We start from the raw sequence: 19,216 nt of genomic DNA on the forward strand, positions 1-19,216 counted from the left end.
TATTAACGTTTTGCATTTTTATTTTTCGAATTCAACTGTGCCTCTAAAGCATTTAATCTATTCTCTAGAGAAGCATAGTTCGACACTTGATTTTCTAATTCATCTATCCTTACCTTCTGCTCTTTAAGGGCTTGAACAAGAACCGGAATTAAGGCATTATAGTTAACACTTTTAAATTTATTACCAGACTTAGTCTCAAATTCCTTTACAAGATTCGGAAGGAACCTCTCTACTTCTTGAGCTATAAGTCCAAACTGCTTAGTTTCAGGTAAACCCAACTCTTCCGTAAATTCTTTCTTATAAAAGAATGTTTTTGGATATAGGTTCATCACTACGGATGTAGCATCAGATAGTGGGTTTATATCATTCTTTATTCTAGCATCAGAAGGGCTATATGTGGCACCAGGAAATACATTTCCTTTTACATAAACATCACTAGCAAAATAAGCAGTTCCAGAAACTTCTAAGTTAGCAAAAGCACCTACTGTTCCTCCAAATGCCGTAGTTTGAATGGTACCATCCGGAAAAGTCAAGGTAGCACTGTTTTTTAACTTAATACCCGTCGAATTAATAGTAAAGGCACTGTCCAACGCAGATGACTCTATACTGAATGGGACACGGGTATCAGTAGCATTTTTTAAGTAATAATAATTTGCATCACTCCCCATTTCCCAAACCTTAGAATTCGCGGTAATGTTAGTAAGCCTAAGTCTTGGGTTATTAGCTTCAATATCCAATTCGGCATCTGGAGAAGTAGTTCCTAAGCCAATATCACCTGTAGTTCCTTCAATAGTTAGAGCATTCGAAGCAGCATTAGGAAATATCCTAAAAGGTAACTTACTCCCATTAGTAGCATCTCTAATAAAGAAATTAGCTTCATTTCCTGCCATATCCCAAGTTTGCGGCGTAAAACCAGAAGTACCATCTTGTTCAAGCCTTAGAGTTGGGGTATTACCATCCTTACTATGCATTTGTACAACAGGTGTGTTTGTACCAAAACCTACCCTGCCACCATCATCCACATAAAGAGAATTGGACCTAGCCCCTGCTTCTATTGTAAATGGCGTTCTACCATGATCAATGTCATCAATAGCAAATTTATTAGCTCCTCCATTACTGGAATCATTAAACGTGATCTGCCAGTCATTAGTAGGGAAGCTTGCGGACGTACTGGTATCTTGAGCCCTAATTCTTAAATTATTCTCTTTTATTCTGATGGTATCAAAACCAAAACTTTCTCCGTTTACACAATCCTGACCTACACAGGCACTTCCATCCACTATTAAATCATCAAGAATGACTTGATCTGTAACGGATTTAGCTTCTGTTACCATACTATTTATCTGTTTGAGCTCTACATCATCTCTTTTTTTGCTAATTTGAGCCTGCATAAAGAAGCTAGCAAAGAGCAGTGAGAAAAGAATTTTTATTCTTGCTTTCATGTCATCTGTGTTTTATGTTAAAATTATTATTCGTATTAATTTATCAAAATTCAAAAAATGTTTTCAAAAATAGCCAGCCTTATATCTATCGCCCTTTTTCTTGTTTCCTGCAATTCAGACATTGCCAACGAACAGATTGGATTGTATGTAAAAAAAACGGGTCTAAATCCAACTGCCATCAAAGTATATGATAACCAAGCAGTTAAGTTAAATAAAAATATAGACTTTGGCAACGAACTCACCATTGAGATTCTTGGAGTGGACGACTTCTCACCTGGTAAAAATGGCCAAGTTTTTATCGGCGGAGAGAATTCATTGGTAGATAAGGATAATAATGTCATTTACTATATTGAAGATTATTTTAAAAAATATGATGTTACTGGTGTCTCTGCATCTGATGCCGAAAATCTAAAATTTAATATCCGAATGGGTAAACCCGTGATAAAAGGCGAAACCTATCATTTCCTTTTTAAACTTTGGGACAAAAAAAGCGACAAAGAACTTAAAGGAAACATTGAACTCCATGTTATTTAGTTCTGGCATACCGACTTCATTTCTGCTTTAAATACCGAGCCAGCCTCTGCTTTAAAACCTGGTTCTAATTCTATTTTCCTGCCCGAATTAAGGGTAAGGTTTCCGCTACCATTAATTTTGTTGGTAGCTTTAATGTTATTTATGGCACTATAACTCACTACCCCACCAGCCACATCATCTATAGGTGAGGCTAGCACTAAATCCGCAGAAATAATCCTTAATGGCTGGGTCGAAATCATGGAGGACACTACCGGTGCCGTAGAAACTACCATTAACTTATATCCTGAGCCTCCTTTCATATAATTAGGTATGGTACAACTTATCTGGCTTGGATTTGTGGAACTCCCAATTAGTGTACGCGAAGAGAAATGACCATTGGCATCAGAAAGGTAAACTTGATATAAGTTACCCACCATAAACGCACCTGTTGATGAAGTACTTACATTAAAACTAGTGCCAATACAGATTTCAGAAATTGAATAAGTAGGCTTGGTCACTACCCTTGGAGATCCAGAGCTAGGCAATGGAGGAATAATATCAAATTGAACTTCATCAGGCCCAACTAAAACTTGCCCTCCAGCATCATCCTCGGAATACCCTCTAGAAATAAACGTATATCTATTATTGGGTAAAACATCTCCATTAGAGACATTCCCTAATTCATGCAAATTGAATGGCATATCATTGTCAATATAATACTGCAGATTACTTGTACCAGAGAGTTGGAATTTGACAGATTCTATTTTTGGTGAAGTACATGTGCTATACGCAATAACGGTCATGGGTCTGGAGGACTGCTGCACTTGCATACCTGCTCTCAGTGGCGTAATAAGCTCAGGAATGGCTCCTCCGTAAGCTAAATAATAAGACATGCTTGGTGTGCTACAGGATATACCAACCACCGTAGCCAACTGGATGGAACAACCATTTTCTCCCATTACGGTCACAGAATAAGTCCCAGCGTTCACTGCCTTAGCATCTGAAATACTTGGATTCTGTAAGGAACTATGAAATCCATTAGGCCCAGCCCATTCGAAAGAAACACCATTGGAAGCAAATAATTGAACCAAATCACCTTCTTCATATGGCCCTAAATTTGACGCCGAAGCACTATAAGTGGGATCACTTATTGAAATCACAGCATTACTGAGGGCAGAACAACCTAAATAGGATATAGAGAAGTTACTATAGGAACCCGACGTCAAACCTCCCAATGTAAAGCTATTGGCACTAACGGTCACACTCTTTGGACTAGCCGTCCCTGTACTTGTGAAACTCAAAGAGTAAGTACCGTTTGGTAGATTCGTACTGGTAAATGGAATAGAACCATTAACACCCGAACAGGTACTTGGATTGACTGCCGTGCCTGCTGCTATCGTCGGTTTTGGTGGATCGGTTAAAGTCTTTGAAGTCGCATCTGTTCCTGTACAATTCAAATTTGTTACAGAGAAATTACTGTAGGCTCCTGCTGACAGACCTCCCAATGTAAAGCTATTGGCACTAACCGTAACACTCTTCGGACTAGCCGTCCCAGTACTTGTGAAACTCAAAGAGTAAGTACCGTTTGGTAGATTCGTACTGGTAAATGGAATAGAACCATCAACACCCGCACAGGTACTTGGATTTACTGCTGTACCAGCTGCTATCGTCGGTTTTGGTGGATCGGTTAATGTCTTTGAAGTCGCATCTGTTCCTGTACAATTCAAATTCGTTACAGAGAAATTACTATAGGATCCTGCTGACAGACCTCCCAAAGTAAAGGTATTGGCACTAACCGTAACACTCTTTGGACTAGCCGTCCCTGTACTTGTGAAACTCAAAGAGTAAGTACCGTTCGGAAGATTCGTACTGGTAAATGGAATAGAACCATTAACACCCGAACAGGTACTTGGATTGACTGCTGTGCCTGCTGCTATCGTTGGTTTTGGTGGATCGGTTAATGTCTTTGAAGTCGCATCTGTTCCTGTACAATTCAAATTCGTTACAGAGAAATTACTATAGGATCCTGCTGACAGACCTCCCAATGTAAAGGTATTGGCACTAACCGTAACACTCTTTGGACTAGCCGTCCCTGTACTTGTGAAACTCAAAGAGTAAGTACCGTTTGGTAGATTCGTACTGGTAAATGGAATAGAACCATCAACTCCCGAACAGGTACTTGGATTGACAGCTGTGCCTGATGCTATCGTTGGCTTAGGAGGATCGGTCAATGTCTTTGAAGTCGCATCTGTTCCTGTACAATTCAAATTCGTTACAGAGAAATTACTGTAGGATCCTGCTGACAGACCTCCCAAAGTAAAGGTATTGGCACTAACGGTCACACTCTTTGGACTAGCCGTCCCTGTACTTGTGAAACTCAAGGAGTAAGTACCGTTTGGTAGATTCGTACTGGTAAATGGAATAGAACCATCAACACCCGAGCAGGTACTTGGATTGACAGCTGTGCCTGATGCTATCGTCGGTTTTGGTGGATCGGTCAATGTCTTTGAACTCGCATCTGTTCCTGTACAATTCAAATTCGTTACAGAGAAATTACTGTAGGCTCCTGCTGACAGACCTCCCAAAGTAAAGGTATTGGCACTAACAGTCACACTCTTCGGACTAGCCGTCCCTGTACTTGTGAAACTCAAAGAGTAAGTACCGTTTGGTAGATTCGTACTGGTAAATGGAATAGAACCATCAACACCCGCACAGGTACTTGGATTTACTGCTGTACCAGCTGCTATCGTCGGTTTTGGTGGATCGGTCAATGTTTTTGAAGTCGCATCTGTTCCTGTACAATTTAAATACGTTACGGAGAAATTACTGTAGGCTCCTGCTGCCAGACCTCCCAATGTAAAGGTGTTGGCAATAGCGGTCACACTCTTAGGACTAGCCGTCCCTGTACTTGTGAAACTCAAAGAGTAAGTACCGTTTGGTAGATTCGTACTGGTAAATGGAATAGAACCATTAACACCCGAACAGGTACTTGGATTTACTGCTGTGTGTGCTGCTATCGTCGGTTTTGGTGGATCGGTTAATGTCTTTGAAGTCGCATCTGTTCCCGTACAATTTAAATACGTTACAGAGAAATTACTGTAGGCTCCTGCTGACAGACCTCCCAAAGTAAAGGTATTGGCACTAACAGTCACACTCTTCGGACTAGCCGTCCCTGTACTTGTGAAACTCAAAGAGTAAGTACCGTTTGGTAGATTCGTACTGGTAAATGGAATAGAACCATCAACACCCGCACAGGTACTTGGATTTACTGCTGTACCAGCTGCTATCGTCGGTTTTGGTGGATCGGTCAATGTTTTTGAAGTCGCATCTGTTCCTGTACAATTTAAATACGTTACGGAGAAATTACTGTAGGCTCCTGCTGCCAGACCTCCCAATGTAAAGGTGTTGGCAATAGCGGTCACACTCTTAGGACTAGCCGTCCCTGTACTTGTGAAACTCAAAGAGTAAGTACCGTTTGGTAGATTCGTACTGGTAAATGGAATAGAACCATTAACACCCGAACAGGTACTTGGATTTACTGCTGTGTGTGCTGCTATCGTCGGTTTTGGTGGATCGGTTAATGTCTTTGAAGTCGCATCTGTTCCCGTACAATTTAAATACGTTACAGAGAAATTACTATAGGCTCCTGCTGACAGACCTCCCAAAGTAAAGCTATTGGCACTAACGGTTACATTCTTTGGACTAGCCGTCCCTGTACTTGTGAAACTCAAGGAGTAAGTACCGTTTGGTAGATTCGTACTGGTAAATGGAATAGAACCATCAACACCCGCACAGGTACTTGGATTTACTGCTGTACCAGCTGCTATCGTCGGTTTTGGTGGATCGGTCAATGTTTTTGAAGTCGCATCTGTTCCTGTACAATTTAAATACGTTACGGAGAAATTACTGTAGGCTCCTGCTGCCAGACCTCCCAATGTAAAGGTGTTGGCAATAGCGGTCACACTCTTAGGACTAGCCGTCCCTGTACTTGTGAAACTCAAAGAGTAAGTACCGTTTGGTAGATTCGTACTGGTAAATGGAATAGAACCATTAACACCCGAACAGGTACTTGGATTTACTGCTGTGTGTGCTGCTATCGTCGGTTTTGGTGGATCGGTTAATGTCTTTGAAGTCGCATCTGTTCCCGTACAATTTAAATACGTTACAGAGAAATTACTATAGGCTCCTGCTGACAGACCTCCCAAAGTAAAGCTATTGGCACTAACGGTTACATTCTTTGGACTAGCCGTCCCTGTACTTGTGAAACTCAAGGAGTAAGTACCGTTTGGTAGATTCGTACTGGTAAATGGAATAGAACCATCAACTCCCGAACAGGTACTTGGATTGACCACGGTGCCTGCCGTTAAAACAGGTGTCAAAGGTGCTCTTAAAAGTGCGGTGTCAGAAATAGAAACACCACAAGTTCCTGTTATCACACATCTATAAAAAGTGCTGTCATCAGAAAAAGAAGTCGCATTTAATGTCAAAGTATCATCCACTGCAGAGGCAATATCAACAAAGGCCGCTGAACCTACTCTTTTTTGCCATTGATAAGTCAAATTCGGCCCAGATGCCGCAACGTAAAATTTAAAATCACTGCCTGCACAGTTACTTGAATCTTTCGGGTTTAATGTAATCACTGGATTACTGTAAACATTTAATTCAAATTCATTGGTAGTGTCTTTATCACATTTACTTGAAATAAGACATCTGTAAATCTTATTATGCTCATTTAAAGAAACCGAACTAAGTAATAAGGTTGATGAATCCACTTTGGAATACAGGGAAGAGGTGGCTATATCTGCAAATGTTCCTCCAGGAGATTTCATCTGCCATTTATAGGTCACATTTTCTAAAACCGGTGTCACCGACAGCTTAGGGTTGGTTCCAACACATACTACGGATGCCGATGGAACAACGTCAAAAGCCTGAGTCGGGTTAACGCAGGTTGTATCATGACCAGTCAAACCTATGTTTGAATACAAATGGTAACCTAAAGACCAAACTTTGTAATAATAAACTGTAGATTGATTTAAACCTGTGTGATTTGGCAAGTTTGCGGCTAAGCCTTTAAACAGAACTTCACCTCCTCCACTTATAGAAGCTCCAGTATTCAAAAAACCAGAAGGTACACCGAAAACACCGTCTGTAGAAAAGGCTACTAAGATAGAATCTGAATTATTAGTATTAGGGCTTACGTTAAGTGAAATAACTTGATGTGAAAGCGTATTTACCGTAAAAGAACTTGGCTGAGGCATCTTTACATAAATACTATCCTTTGCGACTCCACTAGTTCCCGCGTTTGATGTCAATTCCTGCGAAGTATTAACATTCATCTTAGATTTTGAGACCTTAACATCTACAGAAAAGGTACAAATAGATGCACTCGGTACAGACCCTCCACTCACAGAAAACGAGGTCGAACCCGCTACTCCGGTTACCGTACCCACACCACAGGAATTTACAATATTAGGTGTATTAGCAATAAACATTCCTTCAGGCAAATTATCGGAAAAGCTAATAGAGCCGACGGCACCAGCATTATTGGAATTATCGACCTTAAAGGTCAATGTCGTGATTTGGCCAGTAAGAATAGTATCCTGAGCAAAGGTTTTTGAAAAAGTAGGTCTTCTGTCGTTATTAACAACCAAGTTTGCCGAAGCGGCTTTATGCGTTAGATTATTGGAATTTAAATCAAAGTTAATCTGGCTCGTGGTATTATTAAAAGTGCCCGAGTAAATATCCTCAGGTACTTTTACTTTAACATTAAAGTTAATTGCCTCACCCGCTAAAAGAGAACCACCACTTAAAACTATTATAGAATCTCCACCAGAGGCAGTGGTCAAAGAGAAACCCCATCCTAAGACTCGTGGTAAACCCACACTGGTAAAGCCTGCATACATAGCACTTAAATTATCTGTAAAAGCTATATTTGAAATAGTTGAAGTAGAGTGAACATTTTTAATTTTAAATTGCAATAAAACGGTATCCTTAGGAATAGCACCGCTCAAAAAGGTTTTAGAGAATTCTATGGCTGGAGAAACTTCAAATGAACCATTAATCAATTTAACACTATTTGCAGTACCTGAATTTGCCCCACTATTCTGAGTTACACCTCCTGATCTTGATAATTCCGTCTTGTAATCTTGAAATGCAGCATTTGATGGCACTTTTACTCTAAGCTCCAATTTACATGTAGCTGCAGGTGGCACTTCAATACTATGAAGAAACAACTCAGTAGTTGTCCCTAAGATACCAGAACTACTTCCGCAATACCCAGTCACGTTGCCTTTATCATAAAGTAAGCCATTTAATTCTGAGTTTAGCTTATCACTAAAACTCGATAGGCTAATATTATAATTAGGATGAACATTGATAAATGAATATATCATAGTCATGCTATCTCCTTGGAAAATTGGTTGACTATATTCCTTTTTTATTATCATCCCAATAACATCAAAACTTGTACTAGCAGAATCTCTTGTAAAAGTATCCCCTACTAATTTTGAAGTTGAGCTTAAAAAAGTACCAATAGGAGCGTCAGTACTTAACTTAACTTTTATCCTAAAAGAACAAGTGTCTCCTGGGGACATAGAACCTCCGCTAAAGCTTAAAGAATCTGTCCCATCTCCAGATATTACTGCCGGAGAACACATATTTACATCAAAAATTTCAACAATTTCCAAACCATTTAAAGTAGTAGATGTAGAAGAGGTCAAAGAAGAAAAACCATCTCCAAAAGCTATCCCCGTAAATCCTTGACTGGCATCTTCACCTAAAACTATTTGATACTCCAGCGTTAGTGTATCTCCTGGAAGAATTGATGCATCTCCTACTACATTTTTTGACAATTTTGGTAGGGTAGTAATAATCAAATCCTTATTTACAAGTAACTTTCCTGAAACAGCTAAGCCATCTAAGGTTCCTTGTAAATTTGTTATTTTAGAAGGATAAGTTCCTTCGTCTACAGAACTTGGAAAAGTAACTCCAACATCAAAAGTACAAGAAGCTCCAGCGGCTAAAGTAGCGTTACTAAGTTGAATACCTTCTAGGGTACTACCAAAAGGGTTAATATAATTTGCCATGGTAGAACCACTTCCACAAAAATCACTTGGAGGGAAGGAAAAAGTAGCAGTAAGGCCATGGTTAAAACCATGAGCATCATCAATAAATTGACCTAGAGTTAATTCATTAGCAGGGTCGGTATTTTTAAGTGTATATCTAAAAATTGTACTTCCACCAATATCAACAGGGTTAGGTACTATTTCCTTTGTTAAAGTTGGTCTAAGCTTAACATCCAAACTAGCTGTAGCTGCAGGCCCTGTTACTGGATTGCCTCCCCTATCTCCGGTAACCGCAGAGGTGGTATTTGTAACGATTCCAGCGGCAGCGTTATTCGGAATCTTAACAGCTACAGAAAAAGTACAACTCTCTTCGGGAGATAAAGAACCACCCGTGAAAGCTAAAGAACCACCCGAGAAGCTTAAAGAACCCGAACCGCAAACATTAGGACTAATAGGCAAGTCAAAGGCAATCATACCACTTAAAGCGGCATCTAAGTCATCTGCAAAAGCTATTGCAGTAAGAGCATTAGCCCTATCTAGATTAGTAATAGTAAACTCAAGCATGGTAGTATCTCCAGGAGAAACTACCTTATCAGAGAATTTCTTTTCAAAACGAACACCACCAGCTGTATTAGGAATAACTTTCAAAAGTGAAATCCCAAGACCATTCATGTTGCCGCCAAAATTTTCAACTAGAGTACTTACTAACAATTCGCTTCCGACATCCACAGCTTCTACATCCAAAGAAATAGTACATGTGGTTCCTTCGGCTACATATGCGAAAGAAGGAGGACTAAAATTAAATGAAAAATTTCGTTCTCCAGGATTTGCCGTTATTGGTATTACTGGGTTGATTTGGCAGGAATTTGTAATATTTACTGGATTGGCCCAAACAAGATAATCGGGTAAAGTAGTGGAGATAGAACCATTGATACCGTTACTAGAATTCTGACTATTATCAAAAGTAAATGTTAGGGTAGACGTCTGCCCAACAATAACTGATGCATCACTAAAAGCAGTAGAAAGACCCGTGTTACTAGCATTTACCACCAAATCATCCGATGCAGTTCCACTATTTCCAGCACTGGAAGTGAGGTCGTCCGTTACATTAGTATGAGTCCCAGAAGTACCAGCAGTTACATAAAGCTGAATAGTCATGGTAGCTCCTGCTCCTAGTTTCCCTCCTGTAAAGCTGATGATGTCATCACCGTCAGGTGCGGTTACAGTACCATCAGTTTCATTAAAAATCAAACCTGAAGGACTTGCAATGGTTACCCCAGCAGGAAGCGTATTTGTAAAGGCAATATCCGTTACTGCCCCACCTTCACTATTATTAATAGTATAGGTTAATAGCGAACTTGAGCTAGGCCCAACTGGGGAAGGAGAAAAGTTGGTACTGAAACTTGGTGGAACTGGTGAATATTGGGCAAATAAAGAGAATTTGACAAAAAACAAAATGACAAGCGTGAGGGTAAGGGTTCTTTTCATTGTAATTACAGGCTAAATAGATGTTTGGAACAACTGCTTTATCGTTAAACGGCTATGGATAAAGCTACAAATATTTAGCACAATAAAACAAAATGGAGGTATCCCTGCTATAACTCATAACGAGCTTTTACCATTTTTTCATGGAAATACCCCTATACCTGAAAACAATACTGCTTTACGCAACCAAACCTACTACCCTAATAAATAGGATCTTATATATACTACCCTAAAAATTCCTGAAAAGAAATACAAGCAAGATTACCATTCAATAAAATTTTACAAAAAAATACAATAATAGTACTATCCCAAAGAGCTCTATTACTTAAAGTTCATTCAAAACTCCTTAGCCAGATAAAAACCCGTATGGCTTCCCTTTACTCTAGCTACCTTTTCAGGCGTGCCTTCTGCTATAATATATCCGCCTCGGGTACCACCCTCAGGCCCTACATCGATCACATGGTCAGCCACTTTTATAACATCCATATTATGCTCTATAATAAGAACGGTATTTCCTTTATCTGCCAGCTTCTGAAGTACATCTAACAGTTTCTGAATATCCTGAAAATGTAATCCCGTGGTTGGTTCATCAAGAATGTATATCGTTTTTCCAGTATCCCTTTTAGAAAGTTCTTCAGAAAGTTTTACTCGCTGAGCTTCTCCCCCAGAAAGTGTCGTGGCGTGCTGGCCAAGCGTAATGTATCCCAAACCCACATCAAAAAGTGTTTGAACCTTTCTATTTATACGTGGCTGTTTCTCAAAAAACATTAAGGCCTCTTCCACGGTCATATCTAACACATCAGATATGGATTTTCCCTTAAAACGAACCTCCAAAGTCTCTCTGTTAAACCTTTTGCCTTTACACGTTTCGCATTCCACATGCACATCAGGTAAGAAATCCATCTCAATCTTCTTCATTCCTCCACCTTGACAAGTTTCGCATCTTCCACCTTTTACATTGAAAGAAAAACGCCCTGGTTTATAGCCCCTAATTTTAGATTCTGGTAAATCTGAAAATAAGGAACGAATATCTGTAAACATACCAGTGTATGTGGCCGGATTACTCCTCGGTGTTCTCCCAATAGGAGACTGGTCTACCTCTATCACTTTATCCAAATACTCTAAACCCGTTACCTTTTTATGCTCTAAAGGCTCCCGTTTTGCTCTAAAAAAATGCTTATTCAAAACAGGAAACAGCGTGTCATGAATTAATGATGACTTTCCACTTCCACTCACACCCGTTACACACACCATCTTACCTAAAGGAATTTTCAGGTCTACATTTTTAAGGTTATTACCTACCGCTCCTTTTAGAATTAATGTCTCTCCGTTTCCTTCTCTTCTTTCCTTAGGTATCTCAATATTTATTCTTCCACTCAGGTATTCCGCGGTTTTACTTCCATTTTTCAAGAACTCCTCTGGCACTCCACTACCCACTATTCTACCTCCATGCCTTCCTGCTCCAGGCCCCACATCTATGATATAATCCGACTCCAGCATCATATCCTTATCATGCTCCACTATAAGCACCGTGTTTCCTAAGTCCCTTAAATCTTTGAGTGCAGTTATTAGTTTTACGTTATCACGCTGATGCAAACCTATACTAGGCTCATCCATGATATATAAAACACCTACCAACTGGGTACCTATTTGTGTAGCCAATCTAATTCTCTGAGCTTCTCCACCAGAAAGCGACCTAATAGGGCGGTTTAAAGTCAAATAGTCAAGACCAATACCGTTCAAAAAACCAATTCTCTTTCTAATTTCCTTTAAAATCTCTACGGCTATAAGATTCTGTTTATCTGTTAGCTTCTCTTCTATATTTTCAAACCAGGCGGCCAAATCAGATACGTCCATTGTGGATAGTTCTGAAATATTTTTATCGTGGATTCTAAAGTGTCTTGATTCTATTTTCAATCTTGCCCCTTCACAATCTGGACAGGTCTTGATTAACATAAAATCTTTTAACCAATCCCCTATCTTATCATTATCAGATTCCTGTTGTCTTTTCAAGAAATTAATGATTCCTTCAAAATTCGTATTCCAGTCTTCTCCTGGATATTTTTTAGAAGGTACCGCCACAGGATCTTCGCTTCCATAAAGAATCACCTGCATAGCTTCCTCAGGAATCTTTTCAATCGGCGTACTTATATTGGCTTTGAATTTCTTTAAAATGACAGAAATTTGCTTAAAAATCCATAGTTCCCTATATTCTCCAAGAGCTACAATTCCTCCTCTACTTATACTTAGTGACCTATTTGGAATAATAGATTCTTCTGTAATTTCTTGCACCTCTCCCATGCCATTACATGTAGGGCACGAACCATAAGGAGAGTTAAAAGAAAACGAATTAGGAGACGGCTGCTCATAACTGATACCAGCTTCTGGATCCATCAGGTTTTGAGACAAATATTGAACATCACCCTCCTCGTTTAGCAGTAGCATACTGCCCTTTCCTACTTTTAAAGCCGTTCCAACAGATTGGCTTATCCTATATCTATCTTCTATTTTCGGAACAATCCTGTCTACTACTATTTCTATGTCGTGAATCTTATATCTATCTACCTGCATCTTGGGTGTAAGATCCTGTACTTCTCCATCAATTCTGACCTTGGAGTAGCCCATTTTTCTTATCTGAACAAAAAGCTCACGGTAATGCCCTTTTCTACCTTTAACCACTGGAGCCAAAAGATTCAATTTTTGACCCGAATATTCACCCAAAATCTTCTCAACAATCTGATCTTGCGACTGCTTGATCATAGGCTTGCCGGTTACATAACTATATGCAATTCCGGCACGGGCGAACAAAAGACGAAGAAAATCGTATATCTCAGTAGTCGTACCCACAGTAGAGCGTGGATTCTTCGAGGTTGTTTTTTGCTCAATACTGATTACGGGAGAAAGGCCGTTGATTTTGTCAACATCCGGACGTTCCATATCTCCAATAAAGCTTCTGGCATAAGCCGAAAAGCTCTCCATATACCTTCTCTGCCCTTCTGCATAGATGGTATCAAAGGCTAATGACGACTTGCCAGAGCCACTAATTCCAGTAATTGTAACGAGTTTATTCCTAGGAATAGTGACGTCAATATTTTTAAGATTGTGTTCACGAGCTCCAAAAACTTCTATTTGCTCATGTCCTGTTAATGCTACATCTGATAATGCCACGAAATATAGTTTGGGTTCTGATAATTCGCAAAGGTAACCAAATTGAAAACAAACCGCTTAGCCATGTTTTAAAAAGCTAAAATATTAATCAATCAGTCCTTTCTTCTCGCCGTAACCTCCAAATAAAGGTCTTCCACTTTCTTTCTGGCCCAGTCTGTCTTTCTTAAAAACTTCAAAGACGATTTAACGGTAGGGTTTATATTAAAACAATTGATCTTAATAATTCTGCCTAAACCACTCCAGCCAAATTCATCTAGCAGCGTATCCAACATAAAATCCAGCCTTACGCCATGTAGCGGATTGTTCGGCTGTGATTCCAATTCTTTATTTTCCATAACCCTTAAGATTTCGTCTCGAAATATTTCTGCCTCAAAATTACGTTTTCTAATACTAAAGCCAATTCATGAGCCTCGCATTTCCAGCCAATCTGAAAAAATGCTTTGGAAGCTATACCTTTCCATAAACTAGTGGTCAAAGGAGCAAATGGTGCCCCTATGAAAGCGTAAAACTGTTCCGATTTAAGTTTGTTCTTCCAATTTCCTTCAAAGGGGTTCCATTTTAAAATCCCCTGTTCTCCCTCGTTTCCATATAATTTAAGGAAAGATGTTTGCAGCAAAACTTTGTTTAGCCAACCAGTCTCTTTCTCAAAAAAAACAGGAATGAGGTCTCGCAGTTTTTCTTTAGCCTCCTTCAATTCATCAATCTCAAATCTGCCAAGTAGTCGTCCATAATGATAAACAATTAACGGAAGCGTACCATAATGTCTAGAAACCCAAAAAGTTTCACTCAAAAATTCTTTAGAAATTATAACTTGATTTAGATAGTTTAGCGTCGCAAAATCATATTCATTAAAATCAGTTTTTGACTCAAAAAGCAAATACATAAGATTACACAGAGCACAAACATCCTTTTCTGCTGGCATATTAACACCAAACCAAGTATTATAAACCAAGTGAGCTGGAGTATGCTTTTTCAACTTTTCCTTCAGCCATAAAACTTCTTCCGTTTTATAATCACTGGTTAAATAAACCAAAGCCGTATCGTCAATATCATCGGGTAATTTGAAATGCTTGAACCTTTTCATCAAATATCCATTGGGAAAATGATTGGTGGGTTTGGTCTGCCAAAAATTAAAAGTCTTTAAACCCTCCTTATTTTGGTATAATGGATAGTTAACCTTTATACCTTCCAAAACCCCTTCTATGACACTCTGATACTCCTTTGAAACATCTTCTTTGATACATCTCAAAATGAAAGCCACAGAGCTTGAGGCAAAGATATTTGAATCTAATCTTTGGTAAAACCAACAACTATTTAACCTGTAGGACATAAAAAGACCATCCGGAAATTTTTCATTCCCATGGAGCTGTAAGTCGGCTATTTGATGGACTAATTCAGAAAGCACTTAAAGAATGATTCGGTTTTAGATTGGTATTTTTTTAGATTTGCATCGAAATTAGTTAAAAATCTATACTATTAATTCGAAATGGAAATTAGCGGAAATATTATTCAAGTTTTACCTTTACAGTCAGGTGAAGGAAAAAATGGTACTTGGAAAAAACAAGATTTTGTAATTGAAACGGAAGGAACATACCCTAAAAAGGTTTGTTTATCGATGTGGGGAGACAAAATTGATGAAAACCTGATTAAAATGGGAGCCACGGTTACCGCTTCTATTGAAATAGAAAGTAGAGAGTATAACGGAAGATGGTACACAGACATAAAAGCCTGGAGACTAGAAGGACAGCAAACTTCAGCGGCACCAACCTCTGCTCCTAAAACAGCTACAGCTCCAGCAGAAATACCTGCAGCTTTAGAAGGAGAAGATGACCTTCCATTTTAAAAAATAAATTTAACGCTGTATAAGCTATTACTACAAAGGGCTAGAGATAAGATGTCTGTAGAATGCCTAATAATTCTACAGAATATTTTTAAAGTTAATTTGTCCAAGTAGAAAATATAGTTATCTTTGCAGCCCTGTTTGAGGGCAAGATATTTTTAATCAGATAAAGCGATGGCTAAAAAAGGAAATAGAGTTCAGGTGATTTTACAGTGTACAGAACACAAAGAATCTGGCCTAGCGGGAATGTCGAGATACATTACCACTAAAAACCGTAAGAATACTACTACTAGATTGGAATTGAAAAAATACAATCCAGTAATGAGAAAATATACAGTTCATAAAGAAATTAAATAACACCATTTAAAATAGAAAAATCATGGCAAAGAAAGTAGTTGCAACGCTGCAAGATAAATCTAAGCTTAGAAGTTTTGCAAAGGTGGTGAAAGCTGTAAGATCTCCAAAAACCGGAGCCTACACTTTCAAAGAAGAAATGGTTCCTGCAGAACAAGTAACTGAATTTTTGAAAGCGTAATAGCTTAAAAAAAAGATTTTATAAGAGCCCTTCCATAATTGGAAAGGGCTTTTCTCATTTAACCTATGTCTACCCCAATAATATATCAGCACGCCATAAAAGTTAAACCTGAAGATCTAGACGAGCTTGAGCATGTTAATAATGTGGTTTATTTCAAATATCTACAGGAGGCTGCTATAAGTCATTGGTACGCTAAGGCTCCCAAAGAAATATCCGACGCCATAAGATGGGTGGTAAGAAAACATGAGATAGAATATTTCAAATCCGCTTATGAAAACGACGAACTTATTGTGGAAACTTGGGTTCAAAATTTCACTCAAATTACTTCAGAAAGACACTACATCATTAAAAGAGGTGAAGAAATCTTGGTAAAAGCATCCACTTTATGGATTGCTCTAGATGCTATAAAAATGAAACCAACTAGAGTTCCATTATACGTAACCGAATCTTTTTTCATATCTTCTGTGTTATAAGGAAAATCTAAAGAACAAAAGCTTATACATTTGTAATTAGACCTCTTTGCCACTTAAACCATTATTAACCTACATGGGTATTTTTAGCTTTTTTAATAAGGAGAAGAAAGAAACTTTAGACAAAGGATTAGAAAAGTCTAAATCGGGCATTTTTGACAAAATCAGCAGGGCCGTTGTTGGTAAATCTACCGTTGACGAAGAAGTTTTAGACGAGCTAGAAGAGATTTTAATTTCTTCAGATGTAGGTTTAGACACCACTATAAAAATCATCAAGAGGATTGAAAAAAGAGTATCTGAGGACAAGTATACCTCGGTTAATGAATTAGATAAAATCCTCAGAGAAGAAACAGCCGCTCTTTTAGAAGAGAACAACTCCCAAGATGTTCAGAATAGCTTTGAAACCGACAATCTACCCAAACCTTATATCCTTATGGTGGTAGGTGTAAATGGTGTTGGTAAAACCACAACCATTGGTAAGCTAGCCTATAATTTTCAGAAAAATGGAAAGAAAGTAGTACTGGGTGCTGCAGATACGTTCCGAGCCGCAGCCGTAGATCAACTTAAACTATGGGGTGAGCGTGTAGGCGTTTCTGTTATTGATCATGGCATGAACACAGACCCCTCTTCTGTAGCCTATGACGCCGTGAAAATAGGAATGGAGCAAGGTGCCGACGTTATCATAATAGACACGGCAGGAAGGCTTCACACCAAGGTAAACCTGATGAAAGAGCTCGGAAAGATAAAACGGGTGATGCAAAAAGTATTGCCAGAAGCTCCTCATGAAATCATGCTCGTTCTGGACGGCAGTACCGGACAAAACGCCATTATTCAGGCAAGAGAATTCACCAAGGTTACCGAAATTAATTCATTAGCCATTACTAAGTTAGATGGAACCGCAAAAGGTGGGGTTGTGATTGGCATATCTGATGAGTTTAAGATTCCAGTAAAATATATTGGTGTTGGTGAAAAAATGGAGGACCTACAAGTTTTTAACAAAACCGAGTTTGTAGATTCCTTATTTAGCAAATCTTAGATAACCGTTTTATTACATTAAAAAAGGGAGCTACTGTGAAGCAACCCCCTCTAAAAATAAAACCCCTTTTATTTTTGCTCTTCTCTAAGTTTACCAAAAAAGAAAACTCAGTATATCTTAAAACACCTACTTGGTGACTAATTCAACTATAAAGTACAAAACACCCTAATTATTAAATGATCTATCAGCAATAATAGTTCAATCCCTCCATTTAGAAATTGGCATAAACCACTTTAGGACTGTCCATAAAATCACTTTGATTCACAACACAAACACATAAAATTGAGCAGAATTTCACATTACTACTAAAACGACACTCACAATCTCTTGCAAGAGATTTAAGAAGAAATAACATTTTTAAGCACAGCCTGTTGACAAGACCTTGCCTCTTAATGTTATACAAATTTTAGTATTCATGTGCTATTCTCTAGAAATCGCCCAAATATATACCATATACGTATGCAAGATGTTTTCAATCGTTGCATAGGGACATTTTGATGATAAATAACTCATATTTGTCGATTATATAACTTTACGACAATATTCTAGCATATATCTTCGAAATAAATACGATTATCAAAATAACTTGGTTTTATAATTTCTTAGCCTTTTGTTTATGAGTTAGATATGAACCTGAACCTACAATCAAAAAATAACGACAGCCTTTACAAAATACTTTTCCAAGTATTTATGTGGGGAATCTGGATAGGATATCCGCTGATTAATGCAGATTATGACAATCCTGCCGCTGTTATTTTCTTAAAAATGCTTTTTATCGTAAGGTTAGTAGAAATTCCTCTATTCTACCTTATCGTTTTCTATCTCATTCCGAAGGTATTTAAAAAGAAAGGTGTCACCACTTATCTAATCATTTTAACATCTATTTGTTTAATATATATATTATCAGAAAGTTATATTAAAGTATGGGTTAACCCCGACTACAGAAATACTTATACCTTCTTCATATTTTTTCCCGTAATTTTTGTGGCAGCCTTAGGTACTGGCTACGGCCTTGTAACGGCATATATGGAACAAGAGAACCTGAGAGTTGAAGAAAGTCAGGAAAGGCTACGGTCAGAACTATCCTTCTTAAGATCTCAAATTAGCCCACACTTTATTTTTAATGTATTAAACAGCATAGTCTATTTAATTCGTTCTCGATCGGATTTAGCAGAAACGGTCACCATCCAACTATCACAACTCATTAGATACATGCTTTATGAAACAGATACTAAACAAGTGCCTGTTAGTAAAGAATTGGAATATTTAAAAAACTACATAGACCTTCAAAAGATCAGATATGGAGAAGATGTAGATATAAGCGTTCACATATCTGGAAATGACAGTAGCCTCACCATTGAGCCCATGCTCCTTATTCCATTTGTAGAAAATGCTTTTAAACATGGTGTGGGAATGGTAACTCAGCCAATAATTAATATAAATTTGAGTTATGATCAAACAGATCTTACATTTGAAGTAATGAATCTAATTGGTCCGGAAGATACAGATCAGAAAGACTTTAGCTCTGGTATTGGTCTAAAGAATGTTAGAAGAAGATTAGAGTTATTATATCCTGAGAAACATCATCTAGACATTGTGGATGATGGCAATAAGTTTACAGTGAGATTAAAATTGAATTTAAAACGAGAGATAAAGCAATAAT

12 protein-coding genes are annotated in these 19,216 nt (G+C 38.3%); 7 read left to right on the forward strand and 5 right to left on the reverse strand.

Annotation, left to right across the window (positions count from 1 at the left end; all coding sequences use genetic code 11):
• Nucleotides 1-2: 2 nt before the first annotated feature.
• Nucleotides 3-1,442, reverse strand: a complete 1,440-nt coding sequence (locus ACSBFT_RS15410) for a tail fiber domain-containing protein (RefSeq protein WP_489601291.1) — start codon at nt 1,440-1,442, stop codon at nt 3-5.
• 57 nt (nt 1,443-1,499) lie between these two features.
• On the opposite strand from ACSBFT_RS15410, the gene ACSBFT_RS15415 reads away from it, so the two are divergent.
• Complete coding sequence (locus ACSBFT_RS15415) at nt 1,500-1,976, forward strand: hypothetical protein (protein ID WP_489601293.1); 477 nt, start codon at nt 1,500-1,502, stop codon at nt 1,974-1,976.
• Here the strand turns inward: ACSBFT_RS15415 and ACSBFT_RS15420 are convergent.
• The 4 genes from ACSBFT_RS15420 to ACSBFT_RS15435 form a co-directional block, all read right to left on the reverse strand.
• Nucleotides 1,973-10,507 (reverse strand): DUF7933 domain-containing protein, encoded by an 8,535-nt coding sequence (locus ACSBFT_RS15420; RefSeq protein ID WP_489601295.1) that lies wholly within the window; start codon nt 10,505-10,507, stop codon nt 1,973-1,975. The two genes, ACSBFT_RS15415 and ACSBFT_RS15420, sit on opposite strands and share 4 nt — an antisense overlap.
• 333 nt (nt 10,508-10,840) lie before the next feature.
• The gene (gene uvrA, locus ACSBFT_RS15425; protein WP_489601297.1) at nt 10,841-13,672 is read right to left on the reverse strand and encodes an excinuclease ABC subunit UvrA; all 2,832 of its coding nucleotides are present in this window, start codon (nt 13,670-13,672) and stop codon (nt 10,841-10,843) included.
• A gap of 92 nt (nt 13,673-13,764) precedes the next feature.
• Complete coding sequence (locus ACSBFT_RS15430) at nt 13,765-14,007, reverse strand: VF530 family protein (protein ID WP_489601299.1); 243 nt, start codon at nt 14,005-14,007, stop codon at nt 13,765-13,767.
• Between the two features lie 5 nt (nt 14,008-14,012).
• Entirely contained in the window at nt 14,013-15,077 is a 1,065-nt protein-coding gene (locus tag ACSBFT_RS15435; RefSeq protein WP_489601300.1) for a hypothetical protein, read from the reverse strand.
• An 81-nt stretch (nt 15,078-15,158) separates the two neighbouring features.
• Here ACSBFT_RS15435 and ACSBFT_RS15440 point away from each other — a divergent pair, with 81 nt between their 5' ends.
• The 6 genes from ACSBFT_RS15440 to ACSBFT_RS15465 all read left to right on the forward strand — a co-directional run bounded on the left by ACSBFT_RS15440 (nt 15,159) and on the right by ACSBFT_RS15465 (nt 19,215).
• Nucleotides 15,159-15,515, forward strand: a complete 357-nt coding sequence (locus ACSBFT_RS15440; RefSeq protein WP_489601301.1) for a DUF3127 domain-containing protein — start codon at nt 15,159-15,161, stop codon at nt 15,513-15,515.
• Nucleotides 15,516-15,686: 171 nt separating this feature from the next.
• Nucleotides 15,687-15,869, forward strand: coding sequence for a 50S ribosomal protein L33 (gene rpmG, locus ACSBFT_RS15445; RefSeq protein WP_463046875.1), 183 nt, complete (start codon nt 15,687-15,689; stop codon nt 15,867-15,869).
• A 22-nt stretch (nt 15,870-15,891) separates the two neighbouring features.
• Nucleotides 15,892-16,047, forward strand: coding sequence for a DUF4295 domain-containing protein (locus ACSBFT_RS15450; RefSeq protein ID WP_463046876.1), 156 nt, complete (start codon nt 15,892-15,894; stop codon nt 16,045-16,047).
• Between the two features lie 65 nt (nt 16,048-16,112).
• Entirely contained in the window at nt 16,113-16,520 is a 408-nt protein-coding gene (locus ACSBFT_RS15455) for an acyl-CoA thioesterase (protein WP_463046877.1), read from the forward strand.
• Between the two features lie 73 nt (nt 16,521-16,593).
• Nucleotides 16,594-17,553, forward strand: coding sequence for a signal recognition particle-docking protein FtsY (ftsY, locus tag ACSBFT_RS15460; protein ID WP_463046881.1), 960 nt, complete (start codon nt 16,594-16,596; stop codon nt 17,551-17,553).
• A gap of 627 nt (nt 17,554-18,180) precedes the next feature.
• Nucleotides 18,181-19,215 carry a sensor histidine kinase gene (locus tag ACSBFT_RS15465; protein ID WP_463046878.1) on the forward strand — a complete coding sequence of 345 codons (1,035 nt, stop codon included), beginning with the start codon at nt 18,181-18,183 and terminating at the stop codon, nt 19,213-19,215.
• The last annotated feature ends 1 nt before the right edge of the window (nt 19,216 follow it).

The organism is Arcticibacterium sp. SM2516 (genome assembly GCF_057914865.1).